General features: G+C 63.6%; 21 protein-coding genes and 1 pseudogene. 12 read left to right on the forward strand and 10 right to left on the reverse strand.

Features of this window, described 5'->3' with window-relative positions:
* Positions 1 to 647 (reverse strand): alpha/beta fold hydrolase (locus Q0331_RS09245; protein ID WP_298076066.1); only part of this gene is annotated, 647 nt, incomplete at its 3' end.
* An 89-nt stretch (positions 648 to 736) separates the two neighbouring features.
* Between Q0331_RS09245 and Q0331_RS09250 the strand changes: the two genes are divergently transcribed.
* A complete protein-coding gene (locus Q0331_RS09250; protein WP_298076067.1) occupies positions 737 to 1,963 on the forward strand; it encodes a glycoside hydrolase family 1 protein in 1,227 nt (408 codons plus the stop codon).
* Positions 1,963 to 3,174: an MFS transporter gene (locus Q0331_RS09255; protein ID WP_298076068.1), complete on the forward strand. Its 1,212-nt coding sequence runs from the start codon at positions 1,963 to 1,965 to the stop codon at positions 3,172 to 3,174. Before Q0331_RS09250 ends, Q0331_RS09255 begins: the two co-directional genes overlap by 1 nt.
* Before the next feature lie 3 nt (positions 3,175 to 3,177).
* Here Q0331_RS09255 and Q0331_RS09260 read toward each other — a convergent pair whose 3' ends face one another.
* Positions 3,178 to 4,593, reverse strand: a complete 1,416-nt coding sequence (locus Q0331_RS09260) for an HNH endonuclease signature motif containing protein (RefSeq protein ID WP_298076069.1) — start codon at positions 4,591 to 4,593, stop codon at positions 3,178 to 3,180.
* Between the two features lie 156 nt (positions 4,594 to 4,749).
* Here Q0331_RS09260 and Q0331_RS09265 point away from each other — a divergent pair, with 156 nt between their 5' ends.
* The gene (locus Q0331_RS09265) at positions 4,750 to 5,544 is read left to right on the forward strand and encodes an SDR family oxidoreductase (RefSeq protein WP_298076070.1); all 795 of its coding nucleotides are present in this window, start codon (positions 4,750 to 4,752) and stop codon (positions 5,542 to 5,544) included.
* Here Q0331_RS09265 and Q0331_RS09270 read toward each other — a convergent pair.
* A complete protein-coding gene (locus tag Q0331_RS09270) occupies positions 5,541 to 7,220 on the reverse strand; it encodes an FAD-binding dehydrogenase (protein WP_298076071.1) in 1,680 nt (559 codons plus the stop codon). The genes Q0331_RS09265 and Q0331_RS09270 overlap by 4 nt on opposite strands.
* A gap of 84 nt (positions 7,221 to 7,304) precedes the next feature.
* On the reverse strand, positions 7,305 to 8,537 hold the full coding sequence (locus tag Q0331_RS09275) for a class I SAM-dependent methyltransferase (protein WP_298076072.1): 1,233 nt from the start codon (positions 8,535 to 8,537) through the stop codon (positions 7,305 to 7,307).
* A 180-nt stretch (positions 8,538 to 8,717) separates the two neighbouring features.
* Here Q0331_RS09275 and Q0331_RS09280 point away from each other — a divergent pair, with 180 nt between their 5' ends.
* On the forward strand, positions 8,718 to 10,133 hold the full coding sequence (locus tag Q0331_RS09280) for an NAD(P)/FAD-dependent oxidoreductase (RefSeq protein ID WP_298076073.1): 1,416 nt from the start codon (positions 8,718 to 8,720) through the stop codon (positions 10,131 to 10,133).
* A gap of 3 nt (positions 10,134 to 10,136) precedes the next feature.
* On the opposite strand, the gene Q0331_RS09285 is transcribed toward Q0331_RS09280, so the two are convergent.
* Positions 10,137 to 10,619, reverse strand: a complete 483-nt coding sequence (locus tag Q0331_RS09285) for a PaaI family thioesterase (protein ID WP_035010529.1) — start codon at positions 10,617 to 10,619, stop codon at positions 10,137 to 10,139.
* Between the two features lie 44 nt (positions 10,620 to 10,663).
* Between Q0331_RS09285 and gndA the strand changes: the two genes are divergently transcribed.
* From gndA to Q0331_RS09315, 6 genes are read left to right on the forward strand one after another with little or no spacing between them, the layout of a single operon-like run.
* Entirely contained in the window at positions 10,664 to 12,109 is a 1,446-nt protein-coding gene (gene gndA / locus Q0331_RS09290) for an NADP-dependent phosphogluconate dehydrogenase (protein WP_035004012.1), read from the forward strand.
* Positions 12,110 to 13,258: a DEAD/DEAH box helicase gene (locus tag Q0331_RS09295; RefSeq protein WP_298076074.1), complete on the forward strand. Its 1,149-nt coding sequence runs from the start codon at positions 12,110 to 12,112 to the stop codon at positions 13,256 to 13,258.
* 16 nt (positions 13,259 to 13,274) lie between these two features.
* The gene (locus Q0331_RS09300) at positions 13,275 to 14,645 is read left to right on the forward strand and encodes a hemolysin family protein (RefSeq protein ID WP_298076075.1); all 1,371 of its coding nucleotides are present in this window, start codon (positions 13,275 to 13,277) and stop codon (positions 14,643 to 14,645) included.
* The gene (locus Q0331_RS09305; RefSeq protein WP_298076076.1) at positions 14,645 to 15,688 is read left to right on the forward strand and encodes a hemolysin family protein; all 1,044 of its coding nucleotides are present in this window, start codon (positions 14,645 to 14,647) and stop codon (positions 15,686 to 15,688) included. The genes Q0331_RS09300 and Q0331_RS09305 overlap by 1 nt, the downstream gene beginning before the upstream one ends.
* Positions 15,681 to 16,520, forward strand: coding sequence for a 3-methyladenine DNA glycosylase (locus Q0331_RS09310; RefSeq protein WP_298076077.1), 840 nt, complete (start codon positions 15,681 to 15,683; stop codon positions 16,518 to 16,520). The genes Q0331_RS09305 and Q0331_RS09310 overlap by 8 nt, the downstream gene beginning before the upstream one ends.
* Before the next feature lie 25 nt (positions 16,521 to 16,545).
* Entirely contained in the window at positions 16,546 to 17,049 is a 504-nt protein-coding gene (locus Q0331_RS09315; protein WP_298076078.1) for a hypothetical protein, read from the forward strand.
* Here the strand turns inward: Q0331_RS09315 and Q0331_RS09320 are convergent.
* From Q0331_RS09320 to secA2, 5 genes are all read right to left on the reverse strand, one after another.
* A complete protein-coding gene (locus Q0331_RS09320; protein ID WP_005294601.1) occupies positions 17,046 to 17,558 on the reverse strand; it encodes a MerR family transcriptional regulator in 513 nt (170 codons plus the stop codon). The genes Q0331_RS09315 and Q0331_RS09320 overlap by 4 nt on opposite strands.
* A gap of 124 nt (positions 17,559 to 17,682) precedes the next feature.
* Entirely contained in the window at positions 17,683 to 18,180 is a 498-nt protein-coding gene (locus tag Q0331_RS09325) for a hypothetical protein (RefSeq protein ID WP_298076080.1), read from the reverse strand.
* 82 nt (positions 18,181 to 18,262) lie between these two features.
* Positions 18,263 to 19,000 carry a MerR family transcriptional regulator gene (locus tag Q0331_RS09330; protein WP_035004027.1) on the reverse strand — a complete coding sequence of 246 codons (738 nt, stop codon included), beginning with the start codon at positions 18,998 to 19,000 and terminating at the stop codon, positions 18,263 to 18,265.
* 6 nt (positions 19,001 to 19,006) lie between these two features.
* Positions 19,007 to 19,441: an oxoglutarate dehydrogenase inhibitor Odhl gene (gene odhI / locus Q0331_RS09335; protein ID WP_005294594.1), complete on the reverse strand. Its 435-nt coding sequence runs from the start codon at positions 19,439 to 19,441 to the stop codon at positions 19,007 to 19,009.
* A gap of 71 nt (positions 19,442 to 19,512) precedes the next feature.
* Positions 19,513 to 21,828: an accessory Sec system translocase SecA2 gene (gene secA2, locus Q0331_RS09340; protein WP_298076081.1), complete on the reverse strand. Its 2,316-nt coding sequence runs from the start codon at positions 21,826 to 21,828 to the stop codon at positions 19,513 to 19,515.
* A gap of 72 nt (positions 21,829 to 21,900) precedes the next feature.
* On the opposite strand from secA2, the gene Q0331_RS09345 reads away from it, so the two are divergent.
* Entirely contained in the window at positions 21,901 to 22,650 is a 750-nt protein-coding gene (locus tag Q0331_RS09345; protein ID WP_298076082.1) for a S9 family peptidase, read from the forward strand.
* Positions 22,651 to 22,655: 5 nt separating this feature from the next.
* A pseudogene (locus Q0331_RS09350) lies at positions 22,656 to 22,756 on the forward strand (regulator of ribonuclease activity); the annotation flags it as partial.

The following is a 22,756-nucleotide window of genomic DNA, read 5'->3' on the forward strand; positions in this document are numbered from 1 at the left end:
GGCGGCGCAGATGCGTAGGCGCCCACCACATTGAGCTCCGGAGCGTACTCACCCGCCGCCTCGACCGCCGCAGCCGACGCACCACCGCCCTGCGAATGCCCGTAGAACGCCACCGGTCCGTCACCCACGCCCGCTGCGCGCGCCGCATCCAGCATCGCGTGCGCCTGGTCATCGCGGTTCATGTACGTGTGCATTCCGGGAGTACCCATGCCGATGTAATCGGTCACCACCACGCGCACACCCTTGGAGGCAAATACCCAGTCGTAGATACCCTCCAGATTTACCGCCCGCTTAGCCTTGATCGGATCCGGCTGCCCGTCCAGCGGCCAGTTCCTACTCGGCGCACACTGGTCGCCCTGCCCGACCGTTCCGCGGCCAATCACCACCGTCGGGCGGGGCCCCTCGCCTTTCCACTCCACGACCGGCTCCACGATGTAGCCGCTGACCTGGGATTTCTTCCCGTCCGAGGTGGTCGTCGTGTACTCGATTCGGTCCACCGTCTTCGGCAACCTCATGTGCAGGTCGCCGAACACATTGGAATACGCGACCTTCTCCCTCTTAGTAATCTGCGTAGCCTCGGCGGGCGACGCGAATCCGGCAAATGCAATGGCTGTTGCGCATGCGAGCGCTGCTGTTTTCTTAAGCATTACTTTGTTGTACCAAACCAAGTACCCCCAAAGGGGTAAATTCCGAAAAGTTTGCCATCGAAAACTAAGGGCGTCAATAAGTTAAGTGCATGGACCTCAGCCACATCCGCATCGGTACCGCATCGGCCGGACTACAGATCGAAGGATCGCCGCGCCCCAACAACTGGAGCGAATGGGTCGCCAAGGACGGCACCACCCCGCACCCCACCACCGACCACTGGCGCCGCTGGCGGGAAGACAACCAACTCATGAGCGACCTCGGACTGCAGATCGCGCGCGTCGGCGTGGAGTGGTCCCGCGTGGAGCCCGAGCCCGGCCGCTACGACCACGACGTACTCAAGCGCTACCGGGAAGAGTTCCTTGACCTGCGCGAACGCGGCATCGAGCCGCTCGTTACGCTGCATCATTTCGGCCACCCCGCCTGGTTCGAACAGAACGGTGCCTTCACTCGCGAGTCGAACGTGGAGATCTTCCTGCGTTACGTCGACGTTGTGCTCGACCACCTGGGCGACGTAGTCACCGACTGGATCACCATCAACGAGCCGAACGTCTTCGCCACCGAGGCCTACCTATTCGGCTCTACCCCACCTGGCCGCGGCGGCCTGCCGAAGGTGCGCCCCTGCCTGCGGAACATGGCGGCGGCGCACCTGCTGGCCTACCAGCGCATCCACTCACGCTTGGACAATCCGCGAGTCACCTTCGCCCACCACCGCCGTGTCTTCGCCCCCATGAACCCGCGCAACCCCGTCCACCGGCTGCTTACTCCCCTGGTCGAATGGCTTTTCCAAGGTGCGATCGAGCCCGCCTTCTTCGCGGGGCGCTTTCACCCCGTGCTCGGTCGTCCAAGCCTGGAACTGCCCAGCGGCGGGGTCTTCGCCGATGCTGTGGCCATTAACTACTACTCGCGCACGGCGGTGCGCGGTTTTTCTGACGCCACCTTCCCCGGAACCCCAACCAATGACCTCGGCTGGGAGATCTACCCGCCGGGAATTGCGGAGGTCTCCGCCGAGCTCGCGGAGCGCTACCGGCTGCCCGTGTGGATCACGGAGAACGGCACTGCCGACGCCGCCGAGCGCTTCCGTTGCGCGTTCATCCTTGACCATTTGGCTGAGCTTTCCCGCGTTCCGGAGGTCGAGCGTTACTACCACTGGTGCTTCGTGGACAACTGGGAGTGGTCCGAGGGCATGGCGCAGAAGTTTGGCGTGGTGGACGTTGATCGGCAGGTCAAGCCCGCTGGGCGTCTGCTGCAGGCGCTGATCCGCGAGGGCGCCATCACCCCAGAAATCGATGCCGAGTTCAGAGAGAAGGGCAACTGATGCTGCAGACTCTTACCGCCGCCGAGCGCGAACCGAAGCGGTTCTATTGGAAGTTCGGCGTGGCCTTTTTCGGCTCTGTCTTCGCCTGGGCCGGCCCCACGCAGCTCCTGTTGGGATTGCAGATGATCGAGCTGCGGCCCGACAACAAAGAGGATTCCCTCGCCCTCATGATGATGCTCGGCGGTGCGACCGCCGTGGCGACCAGCCTGCTAACCGGATTTATCGCCGACCGCAGCTGGTTCTGGGTGGGGCGCTGGGGCAAGCGCCTCCCGTGGGTTCTGCTGGCTGCGCCCCTGGCCACGCTGGGATTGCTGCTGATGTCCTTTAGTCCCAGCTTCTGGGTGCTCACCGGGTTGTGGTGCTTGGTTCAGGTGTTCGTGGCGTTTGTGACGAACAACCTGATGACAGTCACCGCGGATGTTGTCCCCCAAGAAAAGTTCGGGTTGGTTTCCGGAATCGTCGGCGCGACCTACACCTTCGGAATTGTCGGCGGGACTGCCGTTGCCGCAGCTTTGCCGATCCAGCAGGCGTACTGGGTTGTGGGCGTCATTTCCCTTCTCTTTATCTTCCAATTCGCTTTCGGGCGCGGTCACGTAGACGTGCACGTGCGTCCGCATAATTCGCTGTCCGCGACCGTCGGCGACGAGGGTTCTTACCGCAATTATTGGCTAGTCTTCACCAGCCGTTTCGTGATTCACCTGGCCAACTACACCAGCTTGTTCTACCTGCTGTATTACCTGCGGGATCACATTGGTGTGCCCGACCCGGATGCTGGCGTGCTGGAGCTGACCCTGCTGTATGCGGTATTCACCATCATTACTGCGTTCGTCAGCGGTAATGTGTCGGACCGGCTGGGGCGGCGGAAGATCCTGGTGGTCGTCTCGGCGCTCGGTGTGGCGGGCGCCACGGGCATGATGACTATCGCCACCGGCATGGGTTTGGTTTATGCCGCGGCGATGCTGTTGGGGTTGAGTTGGGGCGTGTTCAGCAGCGTGGATCAGGCCATGGTTAACGAGTCGCTGCCCAGCAAGAAGAACCGTGCGCGCGACGTGTCACTGATGTCGCTCACCCAGGGGGTCAGCAACATGTTCTGCGGTGGCCTCGCGGCCCTCGCGTTGAGGCATTTCGATTACCCCGGCATGTTCCTGATGTGCAGCATCATCTGCGTGTTCGGCGCGCTGCTGGTGCTGCCCGTCACCTCCTCAAAGTAGTGGCTAGAATGGCGGCTCCTCTTCGTCCTTTTTTAGCTGTTCGAGCTGCGCGATCTGGCTGTTTAGTTGCTCTCGCGCCAATTCGGCGATGGCGTTGGCAATCGTGATTTCACTGTTGATACGTCGCTGTAGCTCTTCCTTGATTTCCTCCACGGAGGCACAGTTCAGCATCTTCTGCAGCTCCTCGCGGGTGATAGACAGCCCGCGAGGCATCATCGGATCGGCGTTGAGCTTCTCCTCGTTGAGCTTGCGCACCACCCGCGCCTTGCGCACCCCGCGCTCGGCGAAGCTTTCGCGTGCTAGCGGCCCGTCGGGAACGGTCACAACCTCGTGGCCGTCTCCGTGAGAGGTCCACACTTCGGTGCCATCGGCGTACAGCGCGACGTCCCAGGTACCAGCCGTCTTCAGGCGGTGATGGGTACGACAAAGCAGATGCATATTCGCCGTCGACGTCGGTCCGCCGTCGGCGTGGCGGTGCACATGGTCGATGTCGCATGTGTACCCCGGCGCATCGCAGCCCGGGAAACGGCAGTGCCCATCGCGCCCTATTACTGACGCCCGCAGCAACTCCGTCGGCTGGTATCCCTCCGTCGAGGTGTAACCGGGAGCCGCCAGGTGGGTGACTTTCGCAAGCCACTCGCAGCTAGCGGCCTCGGATAGCCAGTGGTCCTCGGCGAAGACTCCGCGGGGTTGCGACCCGACGGCCTTATACAGGTTCAAGGTGACCTCGGTGGTGATGTTTTGCTCGAGCATCGCCAGGAAGGCCTCTCCCATGGAGCATCCGCGCTTCAGGGAGGCCGCCTTCACCGCCTTGTGCAGTTCCACGCCACGCAGGCGCGGAACTGTGAGGGTAAACGCAGTAGTCTCATACTGACTGCGGTCGATCACCAGCTCCGGCGAATTCGTATCCATGGGCGGAGTGTCGTCCAGCGGGGTTGCCAGCTTGTCCCGGTCCCCCACAATCGCCTTGACCTTGTTGTAGGCCGCCCGCGGGGTGGGAACCTGCTGGTTCGGCACCGTGGGCTTGAGGGCTTTCAGGATCTCCTGCTCCACTTCGGCGCGCTTGTCCGGGGCTACGGCCTCGACAGCCTCGGTGACCTGCTGGATATGACGAATAGTGAAAGCGCCGCTGCGGAACAGCTGGTGGAGTTGTGGGAAGGCTTGGAGCATCAGACCAGCGTCGGCATAGTGAGCCGCCACTACCTTGCTGATACCGAATCGCACCGCGAGCTTGGAAACATGATCGGGAACGAGGTCGTCCGGCGCCGGAGTAGACTGCTCGACCATGGCGAGGTGGGTCAGATTGAGGGCACGAGACGTCGCCGTTAGCGGGTCGTCGGAACGCGCAAGCCGGTAGTAAGGCTCGGCGGCATCGGGCGGTGGTTCGGTGGTGTTTGTGGTGAGTGTAGTGGTGTTCATAGGATCCCCTTCGCGAACTACCACTAGTTTAGAACACACAATCGAACTATGTCAATACCCCTAGCGAATTAAATACTAAGACTCAACCTTTACTAGAACGTTTGAACTATTCTTCTTTCGCCACCCAACCACCAGATTTCGTGTAAAAATGACATCATGAGCACTTTGGATCTCTCCCAAGAAACCGTCCTCATCACCGGCGCCAGCTCGGGTCTCGGCAAGGAATTCGCCACCCAGCTAGCAGCCAAGGGCGCAAACCTCGTTCTGGTCGCGCGCCGCCAGGATCGGCTGAACAAGATTGCGGCGGAGATTAAGAGGCGTCATAAAGTAAAGGTCGAGGTAATAGCCAAAGACCTATCCGAGCACGGCGTGGCGGGCGAGATCTCGTGGGAACTTTCGACGCGCGGGATCACGGTGACCTCGCTTATCAACAACGCGGGCTTCGCCAACTACGAGTCCTTTACCGACATCCCGACCGACCGCCTCCGCGCGGAGATCGCAGTGAACGTGCACGCGCTGGTGGAGCTGACCCACATGTTCCTGCCGCGGTTCGAGGATCGCGGGAATGGCTTCATCCTGAATGTGGCGTCTATCGCGGGGTTCCAGCCCTCCCCTGGCATGGTCGTTTACGGCGCCACGAAGTCGTTTGTGCTCTCGTTTACGGAGGGGCTGTACGCCGAGCGGAAGGGCTCCGGCGTGCGGATTATGGCGTTGTGCCCAGGGCCGACGGAGACGGAATTCTTCCGCGTAGCGGGCAGCGACCGGGCCGACGGCGGCCTGAAACGCATGAGCAGCCGCGACGTTGTAGCCGCCGGAATCGAGTCCCTGCTGCGCAAGTCGCCGCCGCCGTCCGTGGTCGCGGGTACATTCAACAAGGTGCTGATGAGCGTATCCCAGCGCATGCCGCGGCGCGCCATGACGGAGATTATGGCGCGAGTGATGAAGCGCTAGAGCTGGGCGATAGTCGCCTTCAGGTTTTCGCCGACCCGCTTGCCGGAGTGAATGCATCCGCCGAGGAAGGTGCCCTCGAGGGCGTTCTTGCCGTGCATGCCGCCACCGCCGAAGCCGGCGACCTCGCCGGCGGCGTACAGGCCAGGCAGGACCGAGCCGTCGGTGCGCAGGCAGCGGCCGGAAAGGTCGGTCTCGATGCCGCCGAGGGTCTTGCGGGTCAGCACGTGCAGCTTGACGGCGATCAGCGGTCCCTTCGACTCATCGAGCAGGCGGTGTGGGGCGGCGCAGCGGACGATCTTGTCGCCCAGGTATCCGCGGGCGGTGCGGATGTAATTGATCTGCGCGTCCTTGCTGAAGTTGTTGTCCACCTGCGAGTCGCGATCCTCGATGATGCGGCGCAGGTCGTGGACGTCAATGGCGGGGGCATCGGCGTCGGCGATGGCGTTCATGCCCTCGACCAGGGAGCCCAGGTCGTCGGCGACCACCCAGTCCTCGCCGTGATCCATGAATGCCTTCACGGCGGGGTGCGTGCCGGGGCCGACCTTGGAGAGCAGGTTCTTGACCTTCTTGATGGTCAGGTCCGGGTTCTGCTCGGAGCCGGAGAAAATGAACTCCTTGTCGGCAATCGTCTTGTTCAGGATGAACCAGGAGTAACTGTGGCCCGTGGTGCCGAGGTGCTTCATGGTGGCAATCGTGTCACCGCCTGGGATGATGTTGCTGGGGAAACGCTTGCCGGTCGCGTCGATCCACAGGGAGGACGGGCCAGGGATGATGCGGATACCGTGGCCGGGCCAAATGGAGTTCCAGTTCTTCATGCCCTCGGTGTAGGCCCACATGCGATCGGTGTTCACCAGGTTCGCGCCGGCGGTTTCGGAGATCTGGATCATACGACCATCGACGTGGGCAGGCACGCCGGTGACCATATCGTTCGGCACCGGGCCCCACTGGTCGGTCGGCCACGCGCGACGCACCAGGTCGAGGTTGCCGCCGATGCCGCCGGAGGTCACGACGACGGCACGCGCGCGCAGCTCGAACTCCCCTACGGTCTTTCTTGATGACGCCACGCCGCGGTCCAGATCGCTCGGTTCCAGCACGCTGCCGCGCACGCCGACGACGGCGTCATTTTCTACAATCAGCTCGTCGACCTGGTGGCGGAAGCGGAACTCGACCTTGCCTTCCGCCTCCGCGGCCTCGATGGGCTCGCGGAAGACGCGCACGACCTCGGGGCCAGTGCCCCAGGTCAGGTGGAAGCGGGGAACGGAGTTGCCGTGGCCGCTGGCGTCTCCGGAACCGCGCTCGGCCCAGCCGACGGTGGGCAGCACGTTGAGGCCGAGAGCCTTGAGGTAGTCGCGCTTTTCAGTGGCGGCGAAGCGGACGTACTCGCGGCCCCAGCGGCGCGGCCAGTAGTCGTTCTGGGAATCGTCGAACTGCGCGGAGTTCTCCCAGTCGCGCCAGGCGAGCTCCTCGGAGTCTTTGACCCCCATCAGCTTCTGCTCGGGACTTCCCACGTAGAACAGACCACCGAGCGACCAGAATGCCTGTCCGCCAAGGTTGTTGCGATTTTCCTGGTCCAGGATCAGGACCTTAAGACCCGACTTCTGCGCCTCATAGGCGGCGACGAGGCCGGCCAGGCCGGCGCCGACAATGATGACATCGGGGTTCGTGGGAGTAGTCACGGAAGAGTTCCTCTCGGGGGTTATGCGCGAATAGTTATTATTACGCTAAAACTATCCGGCGAGCCCCGCGGGGAAATCGCAAAACTACTTCGGGGCGAGGACGAATTGGACGCACCCGATGTCCTCGGAGGTGGCCAGGGCCTCGTGGAGAGCCAGCTGGTAGTCCCAGAGGTGGCGGAACACCGGGTCGAAACCGGCGGCCGCGGCCTGGCGCTCGCGGGAGAGGAAGTTAGCACGCCACAGCGGCAACGTCGCACGCAGGTGGGCGCTGAGGTTGTTCTCCGCGACAACGGTGAGCTGGGTGTGCTCGGCCGCGGCCTCGCGGACTTGCTGGACGGTGGGGTACTCCAGGGCGGGCCAGACGTAGGCGCGTATGACATCCAGGGACTCGCGGGCGGTCTCGCGCATGTCGTCGGCGGCGATGATCGACTGGATCACGGCCAGCCCGTCGTCGGAGAGCATGCGATCGACAGCCTTGAGGTAGTGGCTCAAGCCGCCCAGCCCCAGGGTCTCCATGCGCTCGACGGAGAAAATGGCCTCGTAACGGCCGGACCACTGGCGCGGGGAGGGCACCGGCCCGGCGATAACCTCCACGTTCACCGCTCCACCGACCCCGGCGGTGTGGACGCGGGCACGCACAGCGTCCGCGTGGTCTTCGTCGCTGGTCAGCACGTCCACGCGGGCGCCGCGCTTGGCGGCCTGCACGGCCAGCTGGCCGCCAGAAGATGGCATCTCCAGCACGTGATCGCCGGGGCCGACTTCGGCCTCGTCGAGCATGGTGTTGATGCGGCGGCGCTGAGCGTCGTCCAGATCGAGGCGCTCCACGGGATCCGGCTCGCCGAACCAAGTGAAGTCGATGCCGTCCTCGTGCGTACTGGTGCGAGAAGCGCTGCTGAACTGGGCGGCTCCTGTGGCGCGGGTGGCGCCCGCGTAGAGCTCTACAAGAGCCTCTGGCAGCTCCCCCGGGACAGGGCCGCGGCGCTTCGACGTGCGGCGGGCGAAGAACTCGCCGAATTTCCCTTCGAAGGGTTGATCCATTAAGGCTCCGAGGACCTCCGGGAGGGGTTCAGCCGACCACTCCCCGGCCATGTATCCCTCTGCCAAACCCAACCAGCCCTCAGCGACCACCCGATCGATCACCTGGCCATCCCGAACGACCATGTGCGGCACCGTGCCGGCGTCCAAAGCAATTCCGTGAGAAGAAAGTAGCGCTTCCATGCGCGCGGTGACGGCCTCGGCCCGGCGGCCCATAAAACGAGAGTGCGGGGCGGCAACCAGGCGCGGCCAGCGTTCCTCGTCGATGTACGGAGACGTCATCATGCCTTCCTTTTGCGCTGTAACTCCCCCCGAAGTTACTAGGAAAACAACTTTTGACTTCCGAGGCGCAACCGAAAGCGCCCGATTTTCTCGAAAACCGGGGGCTCTCGGTATGAAGGACACGCCTTAACCAATTAAGATGGTGCCGGATTACAACCATAATTGAGGAGAAGCAACTAGATGACCAGCACATCAAACCGCCACCACGTCGTAATCATCGGCGCGGGCTTCGGCGGACTGTTTGCGGCGAAGAAGTTCAAAAACGAGAACGTCCAGGTCACGATCGTCGACCGGACGAACCACCACCTGTTCCAGCCGCTGCTTTACCAGGTTGCGACCGGCATCCTCTCCGAGGGCGAAATCGCCCCGTCTATTCGCCAGATCCTGGCGGACCAGGACAACGTCCGCGTGGTCAAGGGCGAGGTCCGCAACGTGGACATCAACGAGCAGACCGTCACCGCCGACCTGGGCGGCACCGATGCCGTACTGAACTATGACTCGCTGATCCTGGCGGCCGGCGCAGGCCAGTCCTACTTCGGCAACGAGCAGTTCGCCGAGTTCGCGCCGGGCATGAAGACCGTCGATGACGCCCTGGAGATCCGCGCCCGCGTGACCGGCGCCTTCGAGCGCGCCGAGATCACCACCGACCCGGAGGCCCGCAGGCGCCTGCTGACCTTCGTGGTCGTCGGCGCCGGCCCAACCGGCGTGGAGCTGGCCGGCCAGCTGGCAGAAATGTCCCACCGCACCCTGCGCGACGAGTTCCGCGAGATCAACACCGACGACACCCGCATCCTGCTGATCGACGGTGGCCCGCAGGTGCTGGCGCCGTTCGGCAAACGCCTGGGTCGCAAGGCTGCCCGCCGCCTGGAGGATCTGGGCGTGGATATCGTCCTCAACTCCCTGGTCACCGACGTATCCAAGGAGGGCGTGCGCTACAAGGACATGAAGACCGAGGAGGAGCACTTTGTGCCCTCCTACGCCAAGATCTGGTCCGCTGGTGTCGCCGCTTCTCCGCTGGGCAAGCACGTGGCCGAGCAGGCTGGCATCGAGGTCGACCGTGCGGGTCGCGTGCCGGTGAACGACGACCTGACCCTGGGCGAGCACCGCAACATCTTCATCGTCGGTGACATGATGAGCAAGGATCGCCTGCCGGGCGTGGCCCAGGTGGCGATGCAGGGCGGCCAGTACGCGGCAAGCACGATCCTCGATGAGGTTAACAACGGCACCTCCCCCGAGGGCCGCGTTCCGTTTAGCTACTTCGACAAGGGCTCCATGGCCATCGTCTCCCGCTTCAACGCGGTCGTGAAGATGAACAAGGCCGAGGTCTCCGGCTTCTTCGGCTGGGTCATGTGGCTGGTGCTGCACCTGCTGTACATGGTGGGCTTCCGCAACCGTGCGGTCGCGGCCTTCAGCTGGGGTCTGAACTCCGTGTCCCGCCGCCGCTGGCAGCTGGTGGCAACCCGCCAGCAGCTGCACGCACGCAACGCGATCCGCAAGCTGCGCGACTTGGAGGACAAGGAAGGCATCCGCTCCATTGAGGTGCGCGACAACCTGCGCTTCGGCGAGGGGCGCGACACCCGCGCGGTGTCCGACTAGCGCCTACCGAGCGCGCTGCATATCCGGCACTACCTGCGTCTTGAGGAAGGTCAAGGCGCAGGTCTTGCCGGTTTTTTCGTTTTTGTGCTCCACGCGGAACAGGTGCGTGGTGCGCCCAACGTGCTCCGCCTGGACGGTGGAGACGATGACGTCGCCCTTGACGGACGGGCGCAGGAAGTGCGTCTGGTTGGAGGTGCCCACGACGGCCGGACCGGCGCCTGCGGCGACGAAGCTAGCCATGGAGCCGGCGGTCTCCCCCAGGCTGGCGTACACGCCGCCGTTGGTTACACCCCAGGGCTGCAGGTGGTCCTCGGTGATCTCGAGGGCCAGCTGCATCTTGTCCGGGCCGACGGCGCGGTACTGCACGCCGAGGGTGCGGTCGAGGGTGGGGTGTTTGGCTAGCAGTTCATTGAGGGTGGCGATCTCCTGCTCGGTGAGATCACGCTCGGTGGCAACACGACTTAGTTCAATGAAAATATTGGACATGTGCCTAAGACTAACCAAGACATCGCCCTGTAAGATGTAAAACCATGACTACTGCTGAAGGAACCGCCCAGATTGGTGTTGTTGGACTGGCCGTGATGGGCTCCAACATCGCCCGGAACTTTGCCAACAACGGTCACACTGTGGCCGTCTACAACCGCACCACCGCGAAGACCGACAAGTTCATGGAGGACTTCGGCGAGACCGGCAACTTCGTTCCCTCGGAGACGATCGCCGATTTCGTTAAGTCGCTGGAGCGGCCCCGTCGCGCCCTGATCATGGTGCAGGCAGGTGCTGGTACTGACGCCGTCATTTCCCAGCTCGCCGAGGAAATGGACGAAGGCGACATCATCATTGATGGTGGTAATGCTCTGTACACCGACACGATCCGCCGCGAGGCTGAGATGTCCGAGCGCGGCCTGAACTTTGTCGGCGCAGGCATTTCCGGTGGTGAAGAAGGCGCGCTAAACGGCCCGGCTATCATGCCCGGTGGCCCGGCGGAATCCTGGGAGGCACTGGGGCCGCTGCTGGAATCCGTGGCCGCGAAAGTAGACGGCACCCCGTGTGTGACGCACATCGGCCCCGACGGCGCGGGCCACTTTGTGAAGATGGTGCACAACGGCATCGAGTACGCCGACATGCAGGTCATCGGCGAGGCTTACCAGCTGCTGCGCTACGGCGCGGGCATGGAGCCAGCGGAAATCGCAGAGGTATTCAAGACCTGGAACGAGGGCGACCTGGATTCCTACCTGATCGAGATCACCGCCGAGGTGCTTTCCCAGACCGACGAGAAGACCGGCAAGCCGCTGATCGACGTGATCGTGGACTCCGCGGGACAGAAGGGCACCGGCCGCTGGACCGTGAAAGCGGCCCTGGACCTGGGCATTCCGACCACCGGCATCGGTGAGGCCGTGTTCGCCCGTGCGCTATCCGGCGCCCGCGAGCAGCGCGACGCCACCATCGGCAACCTGCCCAGCGGCGAGCTGTCCACCCTGGACGTGCCGAAGGAGGAGTTCATCGAGGACGTCCGCCGCGCGCTGTACGCCTCCAAGCTGGTGGCATACGCGCAGGGCTTTGACGAGATCAAGGCGGGCTCCGAGGAGCACAAGTGGGGCGTGGACCCCCGCGACCTGGCCACCATCTGGCGTGGCGGCTGCATCATCCGCGCCAAGTTCCTGAACCGCATCCGCGAGGCCTACGACGCGAACGCGGAGCTGCCCTCCCTGCTGCTGGACCCGTACTTCAAGGGCGAGTTGGGTGGCCTGATCGACTCCTGGCGCCGCGTGGTTATCCTGGCCACCCAGCTGGGTCAGCCGGTGCCGGTGTTCGCCTCTTCCCTGTCCTACTATGACTCGCTTCGCGCCGAGCGCCTGCCGGCGGCCCTGATTCAGGGCCAGCGCGACTACTTTGGCGCCCACACCTACCGCCGTACCGACCGCGAGGGCTCCTTCCACACCCTCTGGTCCGGGGACCGTAGCGAGGTCGAAGCGTAATTGTCCCGCTCAGAGTTCGGAAAGCTCGGGCTAGATGATTGCATCACCAAGGAGCTTTCCGCCGAGGGAATAACCAAGCCCTTCCCCATCCAGGCGGCCGCCATCCCCGCGGCCGTCGAGGGGCGGGATGTTCTCGGCCGCGGACCGACAGGTTCCGGCAAAACATTCACGTTCGGGCTGCCGATGATTCAGCTGCTGAGGCGGGGGGCGTCAAAACCAAAAAAGCCGCGTGGCGTGGTGCTGGTACCGACCAGAGAGCTGGCGACGCAGGTGCGCTCGCGGCTGGATCCGATTGCGAACGCGGCCGGTCAGCGGCTGCTTGAGGTCGTCGGCGGGGTGAAGATTCAGCGGAACGTTACGGCGCTGGCCCGGCCCGTGGACATTCTGGTGGCCACGCCGGGACGCGCCCTGGATTTGCTGGGTCAAGGCATGCTGGACTTTTCCGACGTGAAGGTCGTAGCCATCGACGAGGCCGACCAGATGGCCGACATGGGCTTTCTGCCGCAGGTGACCAAGCTGCTGGATCGCATACCGAAGCAGGCGCAACACCTGCTGTTTTCCGCCACGCTGGACGGCGACGTTCAGGTGCTGGTGGATAAGTACATGCGGGACCCAGTGACTCACTCTACGGGCGAGGCCACCGCCAGCGTGGACACGATGCGCCACCTGCTGGGCGTGGTGGAAAGCCGCGAGGAGCGCAACGAGCTGGTCGTGGCCATTGGAAAGATGCGGAAGCGTACTGTAATGTTCATGCGCACCAAGTACGCCGTGGACCGGCAGGTAAAGAAGCTGGTGCGCGCGGGAGTGCCCGCCGTGGGGATCCACGGAAACAAGGGACAGAACACCCGCCAAGCGGCGCTGGACGGCTTTACCGAAGGCACAAGCACCGTGCTGGTGGCCACCGACATTGCCGCCCGCGGGATCGACGTCAAGGACGTAGAGCTGGTCGTGCACATCGACCCGCCCGCAGAGCACAAGGCGTATGTCCACCGGGCCGGGCGCACCGCCCGCGCCGGAGCAAGCGGCACGGTGGTGACGCTGTCCTTCACGGACCAGCAAGCTGATACCGAGAAAATGATGGCCAAGGCCGGGGTGCACCCAACCGTGCTGCCGGGTGCCAAATTGGTCGCCGAGCTGAAAAAGAATTAGGAGTCGGAATACTCAAGTGGACATAGTTCTTTCCCTAGTCGGGCTAGTCCTGTTTGTGCTGCTTACAGGCGCAACTGGCCTGTTCGTGGCCGTGGAGTTCGCGATGACGGGGCTGGAACGCTCTGCCATCGACGAGCACGCCCGCACCAAAGGCGACGGCACGGCGAAGCTGGTGCAAAAGGCGCACGGGGAGCTCTCCTTCCTGCTCTCCGGCGCCCAGCTGGGCATTACGATCACCACCCTGGCGACGGGTTATCTGGCGGAACCGATCCTGGCGAAGTTCTTCGACCCGGTACTGGAGTGGATGGGGTTAAGCGAGGCCGCCGCCATGCCGATTGCGCTGGTGCTTTCCCTGATTGTGGCGACGGTGCTGTCGATGGTGTTCGGCGAGTTGGTACCGAAGAACCTGGCGATCACCCACCCCATCGAAGCGGCTCGCGCTACGATCCGCCCCGCATGGACGTTCAACGTGGCGCTGAAATGGTTCATTAACGGCATGAACGCTACAGCGAACGCGGTTGTGCGGAAGCTGGGCATTGAGCCGGCGGACGAGTTGGCGTCCGCACGATCGGCCGAAGAGCTCTCGGCGCTGGTGAAGAACTCAACGGGCAACGGTGGGTTCACCGAGTCTAAAGCGCGGATTCTGGACCTGTCGCTGCGGTTTAGTGACGCCACAGCGGAGGACGTGATGACACCCCGGTCGACAGTCGAATCTCTGACTGTCGAAGAGACCGCGCTGGATCTGATCGAGCTGGCGTTGGAGACCGGCCACTCGCGCTTCCCCGTGACCCGCGGGGATCTGGATGAGACCGTGGGCGTGGTGCACGTGAAGGACGCGCTGACTATTCCCCACGACTCGCGCCCCACCACCACCCTGAACAAACTGATGAAGAATGTCCCCTCCGTGCCGGACTCTTTGAGCGGCGATGACGTACTGAACCAGGTGCGGGCCGCGGGCTCGCAGCTGGTGATGGTCGTGGACGAGTACGGCGGCACCGCCGGCATCGTGACGATCGAGGACGTGGTCGAGGAGATCCTCGGCGAGGTTTGGGACGAGCACGACGACGTGGAAGAGGACAAGGAAGTCCGCAAGACGGGCACCCACTGGGAGGTTTCCGGCCTGGTACGCACTGACGAACTGCCGGAGGCCGTGGGCTACACCGCGCCAGAGGGCGACTACGATACGCTCGGCGGGCTGATCATGGCCACGCTGGGGCGCATCCCCGCAGAGGGCGATGAGGTTCTGCTGCCCGCCGGCGACAACGAGATGATGGAGAGCTTCGAAACGGGCATGTCCGGACGCTGGCGGGCCACCGTCAAGGAGATGGATAACCGGCGCGTGGACAAGGTGCTGCTGCAGCCGCTGACTAAAGAGGAGGCAAACTAATGGGTGATATTTGGGCCATAGTCTTTGCCGTCTTCCTGCTGGCGCTCAACGGCTACTTTGTAGCGGTGGAGTTCGCACTAATTTCCTCGCGTAGGGATCGCCTGGATTCCATGATCGCCGCGGGCAATAAGCGGGCCAAGCGGGTGCTTTACGCCAGCGAGCACCTGTCGATCATGCTGGCGGGCGCTCAGTTCGGCATCACGATCGCCTCGCTGCTGCTGGGTAAGGTCGGCGAGCCCGCGATCGCGCACCTCATCGAGGCGCCGTTTGAGGCCCTGGGGCTGCCACCGGAGATGCTGCACCCGGTGAGCTTTGCGATTGCCCTGCTCGTTGTGACGATGTTGCACATCATCCTGGGTGAGATGGTGCCGAAGAACATCGCCCTGGCCGGCCCGGAAACCGTGGCGACATTCGTGGTGCCGCTGCACCTGTTGTTCGTGAAGATCACGAACCCGATCATGCAGCTGCTGAACTGGATCGCGCGCCACACGCTCAAGCTGATGGGCGTGGAGCAGAAGGACGAGCTGGATTCCACCGTCTCCGCCTCCGAGCTGGCCAGCATGATCCAGGAATCCCGCTCCGAGGGGCTGATCGCCCCGGAGGAGGCCAACCGCCTGGACAAGGCTCTAAGCTCCTCGCGCCGCACGCTGGACGAGGTGCTGATCCCCGCGGCCGACGTGCACTGCATCCGACAGGATGGCCCGCGGATGAAGGTCGCGGCCGTGGAGAAGGCTGTGCAGGAGACGGGCTACTCCCGCTTCCCCGTCACAGATACCAAGGGCAAGTGGATCGGCTACGTCCACGTCAAGGACGTGTTGGACAACCTGGTGGAGCCCGACAGCCAGTTGGATACCACGGACATCCGGCCCCTGCTGGAAGTCAAGACGGGTTCCAGCTTCGACGTAGCGATGCGCAACATGCGGCGTACCTCCAGCCACATCGCCGCGGTAGTGGATACAGATGGGCAAATTATCGGCATGATCACGCTGGAGGACATCATCGAAGAACTCGTCGGCACTGTCCGCGACTGGACCCATGACTGAGGTACTGCACGACTGGCGCGAGAGGCAAGCCGCCCACCGGGAGCGCGTGCAGCGCCTGACCGAGGGGCACCGCCGGCGCCGCGCTGAGGGTGAAAGGCACCCGGTGTGGGATTTCATGTTCACCTACTACCCCACTAGCCCTGGGAAGTTAAGCCACTGGCATCCGGGCGTCAATAAGGGTGTGGTGTGGGATGGCGACGGCGACCTGCCGCACTACAAGGACCACTACGTGCGCCGTGGCGACGTGTGGATCCTCGATGCGGAACGGTTTATGGCCACGCGAGGCAAGACTGTGCGCTATATCGCGCAGCTGTTGGAGGCCACTTATCGGCACCCGCCCGTGCTCGGCTGCTTCGGACTGCACGAGTGGGCGATGGTCTACAAGGATTCCCCGCGCCACCCCGAGCCTTTGCGGCTGGGCGCCGCCGGTACCGACGAGGTGGTGGAAGCGTCGCAGTTGAAGTGTACGCACTTTGACGCTTATCGCTTTTTTACGGACGCCGCCGCGCCCCGCAACGCCCACACCCCAACACGCGACTCGCAGCCCCAGATGGAACAACCGGGCTGCCTGCACGCCACCATGGACCTATACAAGTGGGCCACGAAGCTGGGGCCGCTGATCCCCGGCGAACTGTGGCTGGACTGCTTCGAGCTGGCATGCGACGTGCGTCGGTTGGACATGGAGGCTTCGCCCTATGATCTGCGCGAATGGGGTTTCGAGCCGGTGCGGATCGAGACCCCGGCAGGACGGGCCGAGTACGTGGCTCGACAAAAGGGGTTGATGGAGCGCGGGCAGGAGCTGCGCAAGCGGCTGCTAGCCTACACTGGATAGCAAACTACTGGGAGGAAGAAGAATCGTGGCACGTCACGCAAGCGGAAAGCAGAACTATCGGGTTGCCGGATGGGTCTGGGCAGCGCTCGCGGCCGTTGTCGTGGTGGCGCTCCTGGTGGCAGGGTGGATTGCACTGGCGAGGAATAACCAGGATGACTTGGCCGCGCCGGAATGCCCGCAGGGGGAATTCGTGCTGCAGGTATGGGCTGCGAATGAGGCGGAGTTAAAGGATGCAGTGCAGGAGTTCAACGATGCGAACGAGGTGGAGCTGGATCACTGCCTGAAGGCGGAGGTTGTGCGTAAGCCGGACGCGGAGGCGATTCAGGCCTACAAGGCGTGGGGTGAGGGCGGCCAGCCGGGCGCGGAGCTGTGGAAGCCAGCGGACCGGCAAATGGCCGATGAGGCGCTGGCGGTCTCCAAGGTGGAGATCGCAGAAGAGAATGGTGGAGTGTTGGCCCCGCAGCTGCAGGATAGTCCCCTGCCGGAGCTAGAACAGCGGGCGCGGGGAGCTTTTCTGAGGCAGCTCTAGGCCATACGACGGCGACGGCGCTCGGCCAGCTCGTCGATGGCGGCGTCCTGCACGACCTTCTCGGAGGGGAAGGCAGTGATGGTGCCGGTGAGTTCCTTCATCAAGCCCGGGACGGCAATGCCGAACACGCCCTGGCCGCCGTTGAGGAGGTCGATGACCTCCTCGGAGGAGCGGCACTCGTAGACGGTGTGGCCGTCGGAGACGAGGGTGATGCCGGCGAGGTCGTCGACGCCCAGGTTCTCCAGCTTTTCCACGGCCTTGCGGATGTTCTGCAGGGAAATGCCGGTATCCAGCAGGCCCTTCACGATCTTCAGCACCAGGATGTCGCGGAAGGAATACAGGCGCTGGGAGCCGGAGCCAGCGGCGTTACGGATGCTGGGCTGAACCAGCTTGGTGCGAGCCCAGTAGTCCAGCTGACGGTAGGTGATGCCGGCGACTTGGCAGGCGATCGGTACGCGGTAGCCGACCTCGTCGTCGGGGCCGTGGACGTCGAAAAGGGCATCCTGCATGAAACACTCCTGGTGTAATTTCAATTCTCTTCTAAAGATTAGACCGGTTTGCGGCACAGTCAACCGCTAGCCGAACATTACTTTAACACGAGTCACAAAAATCACACGTGTAACAACAGGCGTGTCATTCCTTTAGCCAGTCGTCGAGGTCGCTCGACAGGCCCAGACCCTCCCACATTTGCTGGAAGTCGGAATCCGCGTTGTCGCTTACGGTGAAGCCCATGTCCTCCGGGTTCCAATCCAGCAGGAAATCCACCTGGTCGCCGTCCTCGTCTACCTTCTTGAGCTTCGCCTCGAGCTCGTCAACCCAGGCGGGGTTTACGCGGATGAGCGCGCTTTCCACCCCGGGTTCCACGCGCACGTCGAAGATCACGCCCGCGTGCCACAAGGGTTCCAGGATGGAGGGGCGAATGTCGATGAAACGCTCGGACTCCCCTTCCTCCAGCACCAAACCAGCGGTCATCTGACCGCGGGAGTTGGTGACGATGCGGGCAAACCACGGGTCACGCGCCTCGTCGTGCTTCAGGATATTAGCCAGAACCTCAGCATCCGTGGGGCGCCCGCCCAGATCCAGCGTTGGCTCTACCCAGATCGGCAGGATGTGGGTGCGCTGGGGCGTCATAAAAATAAGACAGTCAGGCACGGGCGCGCCGCACCCGAGCGAGCTACCGACAGCGCGGCCGAGGAAAACGACTTCGGTGCCTTTAGCCAAGGTTGCCCTTCACCAGCGCGGTGTTGAGGGAAATAATCAGCGCGGACATCTCGCGGGCGGTCTCGGCGGAGCGCTGCTGGGCGTTCTCGTCGCGGCCGTGAGCCAGCGGGTCGGCGATGCGGGAAACCATGTCGAACTGGCGGTTCGCGATGGTCAGCAGCGCCTTCAGGTGGCGGTTATCCAGGCCGTGGTCGGTCAGGTTCTGCGCGATCTGCACGATCTCGACGTCATCGACTGAGAAGAAACCGGCCGAGTCGGCGGAGATCAGCCCCATGCGGATGAGGGATCCGGTGAAGGAATCCTGCACGTTGGCGCGCGCCGTAACGTCCGCGCGGGTCAGGCGGCGGGACTGCGTGGCCCGCATCTGCTCCGGGGAGATCGCACCGGGGGCGGACTTGCGGGCGGCGGTCACGGGGGTGACCTTGCCGGAATCCATGGCCTCCAGGCGTTCGCGGATAACCTTTAGCGGCAGGTAGTTATCCCGCTGGAGGGTCAAAATGTAGCGCAGCCTGGAAATATCCTCCGGGGAAAAGCGCCGGTAACCGCTCTGGGAACGGCGCGGGCTAACCAGACCTTCAGATTCCAGGAAGCGGATCTTCGAGACGGTGACGTCCGGGAAGTCCGGCTTCAGCTGCTTCAGCACATCGCCGATAGACGAGGTGGGCAGAACCCTTCCGGCTGGTGAGGAGGCAGGTGCAGGAGCGCTAGCGTGGCTTCTCTGTGCGCTCACTTTTCCTTAGGCTTCCTTCGAACCGTTCAGGAACACCAGGCGGAACTTGCCGATCTGGATCTCGTCGCCGTTGGACAGAACGGAGGAGTTCTTCGGCTCGCGGTTTACGTAGGTGCCGTTCAGGGATCCGACGTCCACAACCTCGTACTGGTCGCCATTGCGGCGGAACTCGGCGTGGCGGCGGGAAACGGTGACGTCATCCAGGAAGATGTCGCTATCCGGGTGGCGGCCAGCGGCGGTCGTTTCCTGGTCTAGCAGGAAGCGGGAGCCAGCGTTCGGGCCGCGCTTCACAACCAGCAGCGCGGAGCCCTCAGGAAGGCCCTCCACACCGGCGGGAGAGGCATCATGCTGCGAACCAGACTCCATCTCCTTTAGAAGGTCTGCGCGAAAGACTGACGTGGTCTCGACAGATGCCTCAGGCACTCCGGTGTTATCGCTCATGGCTTTCAAGTCCTCTCATTCGAACTAATCGGTTCGGCTATAACAATACGTCTAACAATACCCTAAAGCAGCTAGCGGAACATCTGAACGATAGACCCCATCACAGATCCCCCGGAGGAGGACAGCGGGTTGTCGTTCACCATGTAAGTCCACGTAGCGCTGGGCTTGTGCAGGCCCATCTCGCCCAGCTGGGCGCCTTCGGAAGTGATCTCTACCTCGTCAAACGTCTCGCGGGCCTTGTTGACGGCACGCTCTGCCAGCTCGCCGAAGGCAGCGATGGACATGCGGTGGAACTCGTCGATCGGCGACTCGCGGGCGATGGCGCGCAGGTGGATGGATTCGCGCACATCATCCAGGTAGGCCAGGTGCTCCGACCATTCGCTATCCAGGTGGAACAGCATGATCTCGCGGGCGGCCTGCTCCAGCACTTCCTCGCTAATCCCCTGCTTCTTCAGCTCCGCGGCGCGGTCGACGTTGTGGTAGCTCAAGTCGTCCCAAGCCGCGGTGGTATCCAGCAGGGTGTCGCGGCGGTCGTTGACGATGTCGCGCTGGTCCTTGATCATCTTGTTGTACTTCCAGGTAGTGGCGTGGATGTCCAGCATCTGGCCCTCAGTCACGCGCTGGCAGTGGTCCACAAACTGCTGGACCTTCTTCTGCGGCAGCAGGCCGTCCTCCTCTGGCTGAGCCTGCAGCTCCTCCCCTGCGCCGCCCACGGCGACCACGTCGTCTTCCAGGGAAACGAAGAACAGGGAGCTACCCGGGTCGCCCTGACGGCCCGCGCGGCCGCGCAGCTGGTTATCCAGGCGCTGGGAGCGGAAACGGCCCACGCCAACGACGTGCAGGCCACCGGTCTCCACGACCTCGTCGTGCTCGGCCTCGTCGGTGCCGCCCAGCTTGATGTCCGTACCGCGGCCGGCCATCTGCGTGGAGACGGTCACACGGCCCGGGCGGCCAGCCTCGGCGACGACGGCTGCCTCGGCCTCGTGGTTCTTCGCGTTCAGCACGGAGCATTCCACACCCGCGGAGAGCAGAGCCTCTGCCAGTTGCTCGGATTCCGCAACGTCCTGGGTGCCCACCAGCTGCGGCTGGCCGGTCTTCTGCACCTCGACGATGTGTTTAACCACCGCGTCGTCGCGCTCGGCGGCGGAGACGTACACCCGGTCGGCCTCGTCGAACCGGATGTTCGGAACATTCGGCTCGATGACGGAGACCTGCAGGTTGTAGAACTGGCGCAGCTGGTCGCCGGCCGCCAGGGCTGTACCCGTCATGCCACAGACTTCTGGGTACATGCCGACCAGCGCCTGGATGGTGATCTGGTCGAGGATGCGGCCGCCGTCGGTTACGTCCAGGCCTTCCTTGGCCTCCACTGCGGCTTGCAGGCCGTCGGGCCAACGCTGCAGCTCGGCCACGCGGCCACGGGAGCCGTCGATCAGAGCAACCTTGCCGTCGCGCACGATGTAGTGGACGTCGCGGATCAGCAGGTGCTCGGCGTGCAGGGCGACGTTCACCTGCACCAGCAGCTCGCCCTCGTCCTCGTAGAGGGACTCCACGCCCAGCTGCTTCTCCACGAATGCCGCGCCTTCGTCGGTGAGGAAGACGTTGCGGTGGTCCTCGGAGACATGGAAGTGCTTGTCTTCTTCCATGCGCTTGACCAGGTCGGTAATGCGGCCGGCGGGCGCGGGGCCAGGCTCGGAACCGGCGAGCACCAGCGGCACCAAAGCCTCGTCAACCATCACCGAGTCGGCCTCATCGATCACGGCCACGTCCGCCGGGGTGCGCACCTGGTCGGCGCGGCGGGTGATCAGCTGGTCGCGCAGGACGTCGAAGCCGAGCTCGTTGATGGCGCCGAAGATGACGTCGCGGGAGTAAATGTCGCGGCGCTGGTCCGCGGTGAGGTCCTCGTGGATCGCGCCGTGGGTCAGCCCGAAGAAGTCAAACATCGGGCCCATCCAGTCGTTATCGCGCCCAGCCAGGTAGCTGTTGACCGTGATGACGTGCACGCGCTTGCCCTGCAAAGCAAAGCCCACGGCGGCCATCGCGCCGGCTAGGGTCTTACCCTCACCGGTGGCCATCTCCACCACATCGCCGTGCAGCAGGCGGTAGGTGCCCTGCATCTGCACGTCGAAAGGCTCCATGTTCAGGGTGCGGCTTGCCGCTTCGCGCAGGATTGCCAGCAGCGCCGGAGCGTCGTCTACCTGTCCACCGAAGTGGTGGCCATCCTCGCTAGTGGATTGTTCGGTCACCACGTCCGAGGCGGCGTCACGAAGCTCCGCATCGCTTAGCCCCGAGTAGCGCGACGAGTCGGCCTGAGCGACCACGGCCCGGCTTTTCTTCTGATTCTTCTTCGGGGAAGATCCCATCGCCTTCCAGAACCAGTCAAATGCCATGAATGTGCCCTTCGAGTTTGAGGTGTAAGAATATGTAGACCACGTTAATCGACTTAAGGCGAGAGGCGATCCATGACCCGCACGATACGCTCCATTCACGTGACCATTCCCACAGAAAATGGCTGGCAGTTGGCGGGAACGGTGGATATGCCGCGGGATGTGCAATTGGAGGATGCGCCCCGGCGGGCCGTCGTCGCGCACTGCTTTACGTGTACGCGCGGGGCGATTGGGGTGACGCGCATTTCCAAGGCGCTGGCGCGGGCAGGTTATGCGAGCTTGCGCTTCGACTTCGCTGGACTGGGTGACTCGGGTGGCGAGTTCGAGGAGACCACGCTGGCGACGAACGTTTCCGACGTGCGCGCGGCCGCCGAGTGGTTCGGCGGGGCGGAGCTGTTGGTGGGGCATTCACTGGGAGGCACGGCGGTGCAGCGGGCGGCGGCAGACGTTGCCGCGGTGGAAAGCATCGTGACCGTAGGCACGCCTTTTGAGCTGCAGGAAACCGCGAAGCGCGCACCGGAGATTATGCAGATGTTCGAGCGCCAGCGGGAGCTTTCTTTGGGGCAGGCGCTGCTGGATGAGCTCGCCGCGGCCGATTCGGCCGATACTGTGGCCGCCGTTTCTTCTAGTGACGCCACGTCTCTGGTGCTGCACTCCCCCGATGACCTGGTAGTTCCCGTGGCGGAGGCGCATGCGATGCGGGCGGCCCTGCCTCGCGCGGACTGGGTGAGCCTGGAGGGGATGGATCACCTGCTTCTACAGAGGGGATCTGGGCAGCGTGTGGGGGAATTGATCGCGGCGTGGGAGGGCTTGCGCCTAAAGTAGGTGGCATGGCTGAAGAGAAACTGACTTTTATTCCGACCGCCGACCTAGTGGACATCATTGGCAGCGACGTGCGCAGCTGCGATACGCAATTCCGCGACCTGGGTGG

This window comes from uncultured Corynebacterium sp. (assembly GCF_937999985.1).
Taxonomy (GTDB): domain Bacteria; phylum Actinomycetota; class Actinomycetes; order Mycobacteriales; family Mycobacteriaceae; genus Corynebacterium.